This window comes from Njordella aestuarii (assembly GCF_056494165.1).
On the sequence record NZ_CM151397.1, the window covers coordinates 5201642 to 5215351 of the forward strand.

The 13710-nt window shown below is 49.7% G+C and carries 11 protein-coding genes; 4 read left to right on the plus strand and 7 right to left on the minus strand.

Translation table 11 applies throughout. The features are described from left to right. Positions 1–14 precede the first annotated feature (14 nt). Positions 15–2426 (minus strand): DUF1592 domain-containing protein, encoded by a 2412-nt coding sequence (locus SH451x_RS20380; protein WP_479358943.1) that lies wholly within the window; start codon positions 2424–2426, stop codon positions 15–17. 265 nt (positions 2427–2691) lie between these two features. Continuing rightward, entirely contained in the window at positions 2692–3516 is an 825-nt protein-coding gene (locus tag SH451x_RS20385; RefSeq protein WP_479358944.1) for an alpha/beta hydrolase family protein, read from the minus strand. Between the two features lie 139 nt (positions 3517–3655). On the opposite strand from SH451x_RS20385, the gene SH451x_RS20390 reads away from it, so the two are divergent. Beyond that, positions 3656–4891, plus strand: a complete 1236-nt coding sequence (locus SH451x_RS20390; RefSeq protein WP_479358945.1) for an amidohydrolase family protein — start codon at positions 3656–3658, stop codon at positions 4889–4891. A 15-nt stretch (positions 4892–4906) separates the two neighbouring features. Here SH451x_RS20390 and SH451x_RS20395 read toward each other — a convergent pair whose 3' ends face one another. Further along, on the minus strand, positions 4907–5881 hold the full coding sequence (locus SH451x_RS20395; protein ID WP_479358946.1) for a hypothetical protein: 975 nt from the start codon (positions 5879–5881) through the stop codon (positions 4907–4909). 121 nt (positions 5882–6002) lie between these two features. Here SH451x_RS20395 and SH451x_RS20400 point away from each other — a divergent pair, with 121 nt between their 5' ends. Next, the gene (locus SH451x_RS20400) at positions 6003–6953 is read left to right on the plus strand and encodes a class I SAM-dependent methyltransferase (RefSeq protein WP_479358947.1); all 951 of its coding nucleotides are present in this window, start codon (positions 6003–6005) and stop codon (positions 6951–6953) included. Between the two features lie 37 nt (positions 6954–6990). Here SH451x_RS20400 and SH451x_RS20405 read toward each other — a convergent pair whose 3' ends face one another. From SH451x_RS20405 to SH451x_RS20415, 3 genes are all read right to left on the minus strand, one after another. Next, a complete protein-coding gene (locus SH451x_RS20405) occupies positions 6991–7695 on the minus strand; it encodes a response regulator transcription factor (RefSeq protein WP_479358948.1) in 705 nt (234 codons plus the stop codon). A gap of 19 nt (positions 7696–7714) precedes the next feature. After that, a complete protein-coding gene (locus tag SH451x_RS20410; protein ID WP_479358949.1) occupies positions 7715–9379 on the minus strand; it encodes a sensor histidine kinase in 1665 nt (554 codons plus the stop codon). Positions 9380–9451: 72 nt separating this feature from the next. Continuing rightward, positions 9452–10795 carry a vWA domain-containing protein gene (locus SH451x_RS20415; RefSeq protein WP_479358950.1) on the minus strand — a complete coding sequence of 448 codons (1344 nt, stop codon included), beginning with the start codon at positions 10793–10795 and terminating at the stop codon, positions 9452–9454. Between the two features lie 147 nt (positions 10796–10942). On the opposite strand from SH451x_RS20415, the gene SH451x_RS20420 reads away from it, so the two are divergent. Beyond that, positions 10943–11920: an outer membrane protein assembly factor BamB family protein gene (locus SH451x_RS20420; protein ID WP_479358952.1), complete on the plus strand. Its 978-nt coding sequence runs from the start codon at positions 10943–10945 to the stop codon at positions 11918–11920. A 41-nt stretch (positions 11921–11961) separates the two neighbouring features. After that, positions 11962–12390, plus strand: coding sequence for a hypothetical protein (locus SH451x_RS20425; protein ID WP_479358953.1), 429 nt, complete (start codon positions 11962–11964; stop codon positions 12388–12390). Between the two features lie 15 nt (positions 12391–12405). Here SH451x_RS20425 and SH451x_RS20430 read toward each other — a convergent pair whose 3' ends face one another. Next, positions 12406–13449, minus strand: coding sequence for a class I SAM-dependent methyltransferase (locus SH451x_RS20430; protein ID WP_479358955.1), 1044 nt, complete (start codon positions 13447–13449; stop codon positions 12406–12408). Positions 13450–13710 lie beyond the last annotated feature (261 nt).

Genomic DNA, 13710 nt, shown 5'->3' on the forward strand with positions numbered 1-13710 from the left:
TGCGAGCTCAGAAACTAATCATTTGACGTTTCGAGTCTAGTTCGAAAGCGAAATACGTCGCTCAGTGCAACCATTTTCACCAGAGTCCTAAACTCATAGTCGGAATCGACTGAACGTCGCAGAACTTCATCGATCGCGCAGGAGTCTTGTCTCACCAAACCGCGACCAAGAGCAAATGTGAGAAGTTTGCTAGTGAAATGCCTAGCAAACTTTTCCTTATCGCTTAGCAAATGCTCTAGCAATTCGCCCGAACCTTTGAACTGGCGACCATCGGCAAGCACTCCATTGGCATCAATGTCTAACTCTCCATCCTTCTCGCGGAACTGGCCGACAGCATTGAAGTTCTCTAACCCAAGTCCAATAGGGTCCATAACTTTATGGCACGACGCACAACTTGGATTTGCGCGATGGAGTTCCAATTGCTCCCGAAGCGTTAAATCTTCCTTTCCTTCAGCCGACTGCTCAAGAGATGGAACGCCTGGAGGTGCTGCGGGCGGCGGGTCGCCGATAATGTTTTCGAGCACCCACTTCCCACGCTTCACAGGCGACGTACGTGTTGGGTTACTTGTCAAAGTCAGGATCGACGCATGAGTCAGCAGACCGCGCCTGTTTGGATCAAGCGCCGTTTTCACAAATTCGTTTTCACTTGCATAAAGTGCTGCTCGCTGACGCCCCTCACGGCCACGTGTTCTCCCCAAGTACATCGTTGCAGGATCATTCCCGTCATACATTAAGCCGTAGAATTCCGCGAGCCTGGGATTTATGTACGAATAATCTGCCGACAGAACGTCTAACAGCTTGCCATTGCGAAGGACGTCAACGCAAAACAATTCCGTTTCACGCACCATCGCAGTTCGCAGCGAATCGTTAAAGGTTGGAAAGCGATCATCGTCGACTTGCACCGTGCTCAAGTTCCGTAGCCCTAGCCATTGACCAAAGAATTGCCGGACGATTCCCGATTCTGCGCGAGGATCATCGATCATCCGATCAACCTGCTGCTCGATAACCTCGGACTTCAGTAGCGAACCGTCCGCTGCCAGAGCAAGCAGTTGATCATCTGGAATCGACGACCATATGAAGAACGAAAGTCGGCTTGCTAAATCGTAGGCATCAACATATTCCACATCAGCGTTAAAACGTTCTTCGTTGGCCGGTAGTCCACTACTCCGTTCCAACCGGAAGAAAAACTCGGGCGATACCAATGCGATTTCGAGTCCATGTTGCACTGCGGTTTCAAAGGAGTTGCCACTTTCAACGGAATCTACAATTTGCTTCACAATGGTTGCAACAGAATCTTCGGCTGGCGGTCGCCGATAGGCTTTCGTCAGGAAGTTTTTCGCAATCTCGTTCGCTGCCTGTTCAACTGTAACATCGTCGTTAGGTGTTGCGATTACAACGGACCGATGTTCAACAGGATAGCGAGGCAGTCCACCCTCAGGCCCTTTGACAGTAAGACTGTCGATGCGCATTTGCCGACGCGTGCCTCCTTGTCCGCCAATCTTCTCGTTGTCAACAAAGCGAATGGTGATCGTGTGCTCGCCTTCCGTGAGCTCTCGCACCCAGTCAAACGATTTGCGACGCGGTGGGACTTCAAACATCTCGATAACTTCGCCGTCGATCAACAACTCTGCATCGACCGAAAAATCCTGATTAAAACCAAATTCGATCCTTGCTGATATCTCGTATTTCCCCTCCGCCAAGTCAAAAACGGTGTCAAACTTTTGACCACGTTCGATTGATGTTCCGCTCTTATTTTGCCGTCGCAAGGATTCTCGATCTACGGTGATTGCTTTGTCAGCCACATACCGCGCCGCATCCATGTACTTTTCGATTGCCAGCGGATTCAGCGTCAGTACTTCGCCTTGATTGTCAAAACCATTCCCGACTTCATCAGTAACGAAGCCAACGGCGCGCGATGTCTCAAAGTCAACTCCAAAGAGATCGCGGATTGCATGATCGTACTCGACGGAATTCAATCGGCGGACGGTTACCGGGGCAGGGGACTTGCACTCCGAACAGTCGACATAGTGCAATGCATCGAAGACCCAACCAGCAATTTCTTCTCGAGTGGCTTCTTCCGGCGCGTAACCGCTGTCAGGTGGTGGCATTGCGCCAATACGAACCAGACCGCGAATCTGCTCCCACACCGACTGTGATTCGCGGATGGCTTCGATCGATTTGTAGATTGTTAAATCGACTCCAGCCTCGGCACTTTCGCCGCTATGACAGTCGTAACAGTTCGCCTGGAGAAGTGGCACGATGGAGGATTCGTAACGATTTAGGAGAACTTCATCGGTGATCGCAGGCACTTCGTTTTCGACCGGATCGGTAACAAATTCTTCTTGTGCAACTAGCGTATGCGAAAGTAGTCCCAAAGCCGCAAGCGAAAGTGTTGCTGCTTTAATTCTGAGGTTGGCGAACTGCATGCCGAGCTTTCCGAGTGAAATAATAGTTGCAGCACTGCTCAATCAATACGTGTCGTATACAAGTGGGCTAACGACAAACTTCGCAAACTCGTATTTCAAACTCTGATAGCAACTTGCTCGCTATTGTCTTTGAAATATGTGAGTCATGGGCAGTAGAATACCAGGTGGGTTTTCAGCACGCCGCGCAGGCGAGCGCTCAACATTCTAACTCAAAAAGACCAATGGTTCGAGTCGAATTTACTGAAAGTGCGACGATCCAACAGCCTTACGACTTGGCGACGCGCTGACCACACCACAGATCAACGGCTTGGACGACGAATTGCACGTCTTCGAGATCGCGGCTTAACAAGTGATCAGCGTGCGGCATCGACAGAAAGCTCACGTCATGCGGCTGCGAATTTGAAGTGGGTACCCGCAGCAGGTTATACAGTTTTGTCCCTTGGCTAAAATCTACGGTCGCATCCTTCATCGACTGAATTACCAGATGCGGAACCGAGCCTTCGGATCTTGCATCGAGCACAATGCGTCGGAAATCGGTACTGCGAAAATTGTCGGTCATCTGCTTGGAGATGCGAAAATTCTTTCCACCAATGGTGACTTCCCCCAGGCCAACGGAATCGATTTCAGGATTCATACGGACCAAAATGTCAGCTAGATGAGCGGTATCGCTCGGCGCGGCCAGTGTTATTACGCCTTGAATTGATGCCACGGCCTTGGCATTCAACTGAGGTGCAACTACTGTAGCGGCAGCGCCGCCGAAGCTGTGTCCAAAAATAAAATCGGCCGGCGTCCCTAGTTGTCGTAGATGTTCGCAAACGGCCGCAAGGTCGCTGAGATTGGTATCGAAGTTCGACTGCGAGAAATCGCCTTCGCTTTGCCCGATCCCTGTAAAATCGAACCGCAACGTCGACCACCCCAATTCTCGCAACGATCTACAAATGCGAACGATTGCCTTCAGGTCCTTGGAACACGTAAAGCAGTGGGCAAATACAATCATCCCTCGCGACGCCTGATCTGGACGATCCAAAATCGCGGCCAGCCGGTGCCCGTGGGCGTTTTCGATGTGAAGGCGTTGCGAAACAGTGGGCATGAAAGCTCCTTGATGAAGTATTGTAGAATTTAGACGCGAACGGGTTGTTCGGCGTGCATAAACCGGTCCAATTGCGAATGCAAACTATAAGTTAACTTTGAACTGCCCGCGATGTGGCACATATAAATAGAGCGAATTGATGCCCGCCTCGTTATCATCTCAGACTTCGACTGTCATCGTTGCTTCTCGCAGCAGCCATGCAATCCTTTTCGGCATTCAACTTTTGAGCCTAACAATTGCTTTAGTAAGCACAGGGCAAGAAATTTCATCGGAAGGCTCCAGCGCCGAAGTCAAAGAGATTACGATCGGCAACTTCAAGCCAGTTCCGAACGTAGTTTTACCCCGGAGCGAGATTTCAGGAGCTAAATTCCCTGTTGTCGACATCCATACGCATCTGCACCATCGCACGCGACAAGATCCTACTGTCCTGGCGGCGTATGTCGAGGTTATGAACCAAAACAACATCGCAGTTACTACGTCGCTCGACGGGACGCTCGGAGAACAACTTGATCGTCATATGAAGCTTCTTTGGACCGACTTCAGGAACCGTTTTGTCATCTTCACGAATATCGATTTCCAAGGTTCAGCCGCAGATGATGACTTCGCGAACTGGGCATGCAATCAGGCAGATTTTGTGAGGCACACTTGCGAACAGTTGAAGCTTGCCAAGAGCAAGGGGGTCAGCGGTTTGAAATTCTTCAAGGGCTTCGGGCTCCAATACCGTAACGCAGATGGGTCATTCGTTAAAATTGATGACGAACGTTGGGACCCAATCTGGCAAACATGCGGAGAGCTTGAGATACCAGTGATCATGCACACCGCCGATCCATCTGGATTTTTTGCACCAGTCAATGAATTCAATGAACGCGCCGAAGAACTCATGCGACATCCCGACTGGAGTTTTCATGACGCTGCTTTTCCCTCTCGCGCTGATATGCATCAGGCTCGAAACCGAGTCATCGGCAAATTTCCGGAGACTATATTTATTGCGGCTCATTTTGCCAACGATGGTGAAGACCTTGCAGAAGCAGATCGGTGGCTCGACAAATACCCAAACTTGTATTTAGAAATTGCTTCAAGAATCAATGAACTGGGACGTCAGCCATATTCAGCAAGAAGATTTTTCTTGAAACATCAGGATCGAATCATGTTCGGCACTGATGGTCCCTGGCCAGCTCAACGACTCACATCGTACTGGCGTTTCCTGGAGACTGATGACGAGCATTTTGACTATTCAGAGAAGTCGCCACCACCGCAAGGTCTCTGGCGCATTTCCGGCATTTTCTTGCCTGACTCGGTTTTACTGAAAATCTATCAGACTAATGCTGCGAAAATAATCCCGGGCATTGCCGAGCGATTAAGTGATAGTGAGTGAAGTTGCGGGGCTAGATCAATTTGTGTCGCGACGAAAATCGCCACCGACACCTAGTCCACGGTTGAGCTGAGCAACACATACTAATTTTGCCATGACAAACATCCACACCGTTAGTCGAGGGACGGTAGCAAAACATTCGGCAAGCTGCGAGCGAATATGATGCAACTCGCACGGTTGCGAAAGACGATTTTGCTCGCGATATATAACTGGCCAAACCGCCGCCCATGTTTTTCGAAACCAAGCGTTGGAGTTCTTGGACTGCCCTTGCAAGACGGCTTGATGCAATGGGAGCAAACTACTGACCGAATTCATCCATGCAGTCTCAAATCCATAATTCACTCCTGGCACTGTTTTCGGAATCAAGCGAGTTTCGGCATCAATTGCCGCCGTCATAATTCGGTCCTGAACCTCGTCCAAGCTGAATCGGTCAGTGACAAACGGATCTTCGTGACTGATTGTGACCCATTCTGCTTTGTCGAAAGTGATCGACCATTGCTTGCGATCCCATTTTGCAACACACGGCTGCTCCTGAGTCCCCGATTCGCTCATCGCCGTCACGTTAATCGACTTACGTTGCCGCACCGCTTCTTTGCGTAGCAGATCAGCCCAGTCCGCTTCGGTAACAGTGGCAATCAAAGGAAACTCGGCAGGAAGTATTCCTAGCAAGTTCGACCACTCGGAGAGCGATTGACAGCTTGCTGGTTTGGCCAAGCGATAGACAAAGATTTCATCGTTATGAAACCGCCATTCCGTTTGCTGCGTTGGCAAAATCTCCAAAATCGGCTGAAGTCCGTTCGCAGCTGCATATTCCCACACGCGCAGTGCCGCAGCTTCTTGATCCGACTGTTCACGCAACTGGCACACCGTATCGATGTCCGTCATCATCGGTTTGACGAGTCGTGCATCGGGAATCGAAACAGACTGCGTTAAAGCTTGAAGCCAGTTCTCGGTAAAGGCGGTTTTAGTTGCGATCGTCGGATTTACAGCCATAAGTCGTGTTCTACGTTGGGAGGCCAGTTGCAATGAGGCACGTGAGGATAGACGAGATTGCCCCGTAGTTCTAGGCGAATAAGTCAGTTTATTTCCTCAGAGCTTCTACGGATGGGCCGGTATGCTAGAGTTTTTCGATTGCCATGACAGGTCGTTTTTATATGCTTTAAGCAACGGAAATGAGAACAATCTTCGCAATCCGACTGAACAAGAACTTGGTAGTCTTTTGATAGATCAACTTCAAGGCGTACAACGAACCGCATTGATACCCTTGGCTTGCCGAGCAGTTGCAGACAGTGACGAAGATATCCTGAACTATCGTGACGCTGCGGCCCTAGAGCTTGCGACAGCTATGCAGGTGGATCTCGATCGATTCGGTGGAAATAGAGCTACGCGTCGCGCTGTCATTCTCCGCGACCTTTGGTTTGATAACTGCGTGGTCACCGCACAGCACTCTGCGAAAGATGAATCGCAGACGCTGCAAATTATTAATCTCGCAAGTGGTTTTGACACAGCGTTTTACCGACTTTGTGGCGGACTTGACGAGTCAACCCTATGGCTCGATGCCGATTTGCCTCCGGTCAATGCGTTGAAACGCAAATGCTTACCAACAGACGACCGTCACCACATCGTCGACTTCGATCTGAATGCATTGGAATCGTCCTGGCATGACCTTCTTGAACCGCGAGCCTCACGCGTACTGTTTCTTGCGTCAGGCGTTCTTATGTATTTTGCAACGGAACACGTCGCTGCTATTCTTCGCCACATCGCTTCTCAAGGCCAGAATGTTCTTTGTTGCGAGTTTGCTTTCGATTGGTGCTCGCCGCTGCTCAATCGTTTCAGCGAGTATCACCCTGGACTCCGGAGAGCCGGAATACAAGGACATCGATTTCAGTGGAGCGTAAAAAGCATTGCTGAATTCTCGACCAACGAAACTCGCTTCCAACACATCGTTACGCAAGACCCAATTTACCCACATTGCAGTTGGTCGACGCAGTTGCTTGCACTGGTTTACAAGCTGCTATGTCCAGGGCGGTCCATTTACGGTTGTACGAAATTACGTGTTCGTTGAGTTCCCTAATGATTTTCATTCATATCGCTCAGCCGAATCACTCATTTCCTTCATAGCGATAGCCCATGCCGTGAACAGTGTGGATAAGCTTGGGCACCTTGGGATCGAGTTCGATTCTCTTTCTGAGCTGCGAAATGTGTTGGTCCAAAGTGCGGCTGGTTGGCATATACTCGTGTCCCCAAGCATGTTGCATCAACGCCATTCGCTCGACCACACGGCCTTTATTCATCGTCAAGAGTTGTAGAATCTTAATGTCTCTTAAACTCAGATCAATCCAGTTGCCATTTCGACGCGCCCTCAGTTCGGCCGGGAAGACTTGAATATCTCCCATCGAAAACTCACTCACGTCCCGCCGCCCCAGTTGCTCTAATTTGTCCCGAGCGAGGCAGCGACGCGCGACAGCTCTGATTCTAGCCACCAATTCTTTTACTGCGAATGGCTTGACGACATAGTCATCTGCTCCAATTTCCAACCCCACAACTTTGTCGATTTCCTCGCCCTTGGCAGTCAAGAATACAATCGGTGTTTCCGAATCGACGCGGCGAATTCGCTTGCACAGTTCGTATCCATTCAATCGTGGCATCATTACGTCCAAGCACAAGAAATCAGGACGTTGATCGTTATACTTATCCCAAGCCTGCTCTCCGTCAACCGCTTGCACTACGTCAAAGCCTTCTTCATACAAAACTTCGGCTAAACCACGGCGTGTGTTTGCATCATCATCTGCAAGAAGCACTCTCATTCCAATCAACTCTTTCGGTCTAACGAACTAGATCAGCCGTCAATGTTACTTCGAACGTCGTGACACTATCTTCGACTCGTACTGCACATTCACCGCCATGAAGGCGAGCCAAGGTGCGAACGATCGATAGCCCAATGCCAGTCCCAGCCGCTGCCTCCAATGAGTTGTCCAGCCGCACAAACGGCTCGAAAATACGTTCGCGCATGTGGCTTGGAATACCAGGCCCCCGGTCGCTGATCTCAATTCGGAGAATATTTTCATCTTGATAAGTCGCAATGCACAGCCATTTTCCTGAACTTGCATACTTCTCCACATTGGATAGCAAGTTGTCCACAATCTGCTGAACAACACGTTCGTCAAGCATCGCCGGTTTTGACGCGTTCAGCTTGGTTTCTGTCTCGATTCCCGACAACTGAAGGCGCGGCGTCAAATGAGACAACGATTGCAGCACGACTTTGTCGGGGATGGTGCTCCTCGTGATCAGCCGCTGTTCGGATTTACTTCCGCGAGCAAACTGAAGCACGTTATCGATCAAGAACTGCAGCCGTCTGGACTCAGCCTGAATCGTATCAAGTCGAGTTGCCGCAACTCTCGTCTGTTCAGGGTCATCGATTCGCTCGAGATCTCTTTCCAACAAATCGCAATAGAGAACAACATTGGTTAGCGGCGTTTTTAGTTCGTGGGAAACTTGGTTCACAAACGAGACTCGTCGAGCGGCATGCAACATCGCAGCATTCAATGAATAGCTGATGGCAACACCTAGCCCAATTAACAAAAACGCTAGTGATCCTATACCCATGAAGTACGGCCAACGGCTTGACTGCCCTTCGATTGACTCTCGCCCCACCTCGGTCGCAAAGCATTGTAACTGCCAGTACTCCAGAGGGGCTTGCAGCGGCACGCTCACCGTGGGAAGCGTCGAGTTAGACATCGCAGCCAGCGCGGTTCGGCTTCCCCACTGATAGATGGGACGACCAGTCGTATCAACCAGCCTGTACGCGAACTCGGCTTCGTAATCTTGAAACGTTGAACTCGAGTTTTCTTCCGGAAGTTGGCCAATTACATCTGCAATCCATCTGCCTCGCGGGAGGATTATTAAAAGATTTCCGCCATCCGGCAAAGGTGTTTGGTAGCCTAACAATAGACTGCGATTGTGGAACCAGGCTATCCAGCCAGCCAGATTCGCTGTTCTGGAACTGGATTGGCTCACGACGCGCTGGCTTTGCTTCTGCAAGTCGATCTCCGACTTGGGTGCTTTCTGCGACGCTTTCGATTCATCCGCCTCAACCGCCGTTTGGCTATTGAACTCTTGCAAAACTTCCAACGCATCCCGCAATTCATTCAACTGAATCGTAGAAAGAGAGGTAGGCGTTTCCGGGTATAAAACGCGTTTCTGGGAATCGATTGCGACCAGTTGATGAACCAAGACATGTTGCTTCAACTGCGAAAACGGAATTGGTCGGCGAGACGTCAAGTCATTCGATAGACGTTGCATCTGAATCGAATAGCCATCAAGTACTTTGGCCACATCATTGCGAAAGGGCAAAAGACGTCGCCGCAGTACTTCATTGGTGCGGATAAGTTGCGATTCTGCGCGACGCGATGCCGAAATCCAACCAAGCACTGCGATGGACGCAATTGCGATGGACAAGGCAAGCCAGAGTAAGACTAGGTTTCGATACATTCGCATCACACAATACAAAAACAAAATGCCCGCCGAAATCGACGAGCATTTTGCAACTTAATGGAAATAAACCTATCTGCCTAGCTCGGATGCACCGCCGTAGGATTGATTTGTCGCTTCTCCATACTGACGCTGACGCATCAGTTTGCGACCTTCGTTCCATTTGCTCGCGTCTAGGTTTTGGGCTTGCCATTCGTTTGCTTGGGCGCTTTCTGACAATCTCCTGTCACCCAACGAAGAACCGTAGTTCTTCAAATAGAGACCATTGTCTAGCAAGACCTTTCGCGCCTCTTCGACATTACCGCCGTCACGCAGTTCCGTCGCCAGCCTATTCTTTTCGTTCGCAATTTGCAGCACACAATCGGCGAGCACTTTCTTATCGCTGCTCTTGGATACGAGTTCTTCGTCATGACTAAAACGCGCGGAAATCTTGCTGGTAAGTTTATCTTCCGTTTTCGTCTGCATGTTCTCATATGCGACTGAAACATCTGCAACACTCGTTTGCTCCCCATCAGATTTCGTGGGAAGTTCGATTTCAATTACAAAGTATCGCTCCTGTTTCGCGTAAAGTTGTCCGAGTGATATTTCTACTGTATTGCCCGAAATCTCGCCTGGGTAATTTAAGACTTTAACGGGTCGAATACCGTCCGCCAGTTTCACCTTGATCCGAATTTCTTTTGCAACAACGCTCATCACGTCGTCAAACTCGCGTTGAAAAACGTTCACCAAAGTATCTGCGGATTCGATAAAGACATGATTGCCATTTCCCGCTAGCGATAATCGTGTCATGAGGTCTTCGTTGTAGCCAAGCCCCAGGCCCATCGTAGTGACACTGATCCCTTCTTTGATCAACGATGCTCCAAGTTCTTCTAGCTCGGAAGGACTCGAGGGACCAACATTCGCCATCCCGTCGGATAGCAAGATAACTCGATTGACACGTTGCGATTCCAAAAACTTACGAACTTCCGCGGCACCTTTACTCGTTCCAGCGAACAACGCCGTACTTCCGTCGGCTCGAATGCTTTCGATCTTGGCAACAATCGTTTGTCGATCAGACACTTTTGTCGCTGGCACCAGCACTTGAACATTGTCATCGTAAGTAACAATCGAGACAATGTCGTCGTCAGTCATTCGATCGATGGCGGAGATTGCCGCCTTCCGAGCTTGCTCTATTTTTTCGCCTTGCATCGAACCAGATTTGTCAATCACAATCGCGACATTGGCTTTCGGACGCTCTTTTTGATTGGCCAATTCGAAGCCAGTGAGCGATATATGCAGGTGATTGGTGGTCTTTTCGCCATCGCCCGCCTTCATGGTAGGATGCGCCAATTCAACGCTCAGTTTGGCTTGATCAGCATGAACAACTCCGGTAAGAGCAACCACAAGTGCGGCGCACGTGTACAATGCTTTCTTCATAATCTATCTCCTATTATGTTGGACGAGTCGGACAGCGAGCGAAGCGATCGCTGTCGTTACGTCCATTTAACGCGACTCCCAAGCTGAAAAGCTGCGCTGTGCGCAAGATAATTGTAAATCATTTGTAAAACCCCAGAGGACGTTCATATGAAGTGGCTATTGCCCCCGACCTTTTCCATCGCAATGTTGCTTGTGGTGGGTCGTTTTTCAACAGCAGAAGACCTGCAAACTCGCTCATTACTGATCGCGGACTCTTCTAAAGAGACCATCGCAATCGTAAACGAAGACTCTTCCATTGCGTGGCAACATAAGATCGGCCCACTGCATGATTTGCACATGCTGGAAAATGGCAATGTTCTCTTTCAGACCGATTGGACGACGGTCGTTGAAATCGAACCCAAAACGAACAAGGTCGTGTGGAGCTACGATGCGAACAGCGACGCAGCTAAGCAGACGACAAAAAGCAACAGTCAAGTCGAAATCCATGCCTTCCAGCGGCTCGGCGACGGCAACACGATAATTGTCGAGAGTGGACGCACGAGAATTATTTCCGTTGATGGGAACGGAGAAATTGCCAGTCTATTCAACTTAGTAGTTTCAAGGCCCGACGCGCACCGCGATACAAGGCTTGTCCGAAAAACCAAGAACGGCACTTTTCTGGTTTGCCAGGAAGGAGACGGGCTGGTCAGAGAGTATGATTCCAACGGTAAAATTATCTGGGAGTATGCCGTGCCACTTTTCGGGAAAAAACCAGCAGATGGGCATGGGCCAGAAGCCTTCGGGAACCAATGCTTTGCGGCGCTGCGACTTGAAAATGGAAACACATTAATCAGCACCGGCAACGGTCATTCCATTATTGAAGTAACTCCAGAAAAGGAGATTGTCTGGAAATTAGACGGTGACGACCTCGAAGGAGTTGAGTTGGCTTGGATCACTACGCTTCAAGTATTGCCCAGCGGCAATATTGTGTTTGGTAATTGCCATGCTGGACCAGAGAATCCGCAGGTCATAGAGGTCAATCGCGATAAGCAAATCGTCTGGACGTTTCGGGATTTTGAGCGCTTTGGCAATTCTCTGACTAACACGCAGGTCTTGACTGTCAATGGCGAGATAGTACCTCGCTGACATTTTTCGCTATAGCACGACGACAAGATAGGTGAATCGAAGTGGCTCAAGACAGTGATAGTTCCACGACTAATTTTTCGCCCTACGGCAATGCCAGAATTGGCCTGCGGTCCGCTGGAGCATCGGGCCCCGCTCAGGTGCGAGCGTGGCAATTTGGTTATGTATGTATCGGTTTGATATTGTATTTAGCAATATTTGGGATCGGCACTCTCATGGCCACCAATCCCGACCTTTTCGAAGAAACGGATCCGCCGTCGTTTCAGATCGCTTTCGTAGGTGGCTTGTATGCAGGAATCGGTGCGGTTTTCGCCATCATGTTTGCAGTTGGATTGTTCTGGCGAAATGGGCTTGGTGGCTGGATCTATAATTTGATCCTGATAATTCTTGGCCTTACCACTTGTTGTACATGGCCTGCGACGATCCCCATTCTGATCTTCTGGATCAAAGACAAGGATCGGATTATTGGTTGATATGACCGCTCGTCACTAAGCATCGGGTTTGATGGCTAGAATCACATCGAGCGGAGCGGAAGTTCTGCATCCCGAAATACGCGAAAACCCAACACTCGAAAGCAGCCGAGCATACTGCCTGAGGCTTCGCTCGCGGCCCTCCGTTACAACCAACATGTTGAGGTCTTGCATCTGAGCCCAGGGCGGTCCATCCATCGACTCAAGTAGCATTTTCTCGCCGATCATCACGGCTCCACCTGCTGGCAAAGTATCGAAAATCTTCGTCAACAGCCTGATGATTTTCGGCTCATCCCAGTCATGCAATATCCGTCCGAGCGCGTACAGATCACCTTTCGGCAAATCGTCACTGAAAAAGTCGCCGCCTACCACCGAGATACGATCAGCAGCGACACTCTGTGGAACTATCTCGTTTGCTAACGAGATCGCATTTGGAAGATCAAACACTGTAGCTCGTAGATTTCCCCAACGTTCACACGCTGCAATAGACCAATGCCCAGTCGCTCCCCCTAAATCGACCATATGCTCAAATCGGCTCAGGTCGACGGCGTTGACAAGTACCGGTGATGTGATCTTACCAAACCCATGCATGCCCATGAGAAACTCTCGCATGGCATGTTCGTCTTTGAAAAAGCTAGAGAAGATGGGTTCGTCCCAGCCATAAGTTTCCTTCCAGCGGTGCGATCCCTCACGAATCGCACCTTCCAGATTCCCCCACATTCCCCACATGACGTCGTTGGAGTAATTAATATAGCCAGTCATTCGACGAGGCGAGTTTTGGGTAAGGTACGTAGCCGCCGACGGGCTATTCGCATAACTATCGTTCGAACTCGTGACTAGTTCTAGCCCCACGCACGCGTTCAAGAGTCGCTCCAAAGCAGATTCGTCGCATCCAATTTTCGTGGCCAATTCTTTCGAACTTAATGCCCCTTCCTGCAGCGCGTCGAAAACGCCGAGCTTAACGGCAGCGAACATGATTTTGGATCTTCGAAATCCGGACAAAAGGTCCAGTACCACATCGGGGCAGGGAATGGTTTTATCTTCAAACGATGTCTTTTCCATGGTCTTTTCGGGTATTCAGATTTTCTAGCGAGAAAAGTTTTGTCGTCAATATATCGCGCGAAGAAACTAGCGTAACAACCTTCTCGATGCACACAACCAGCTTAAGGTACATGATCGCACTCGGGAATTGCATTTCATCGAATCCTACGTGAGCACCGGGGCTACTGCGATTCAGCCAATCCTTCATCAGACATTCATTCGATCTGAACATTTTTCACATGAAGTATCGCTAGAGTTTTGCCTTACCTGAAGCGTACAAGC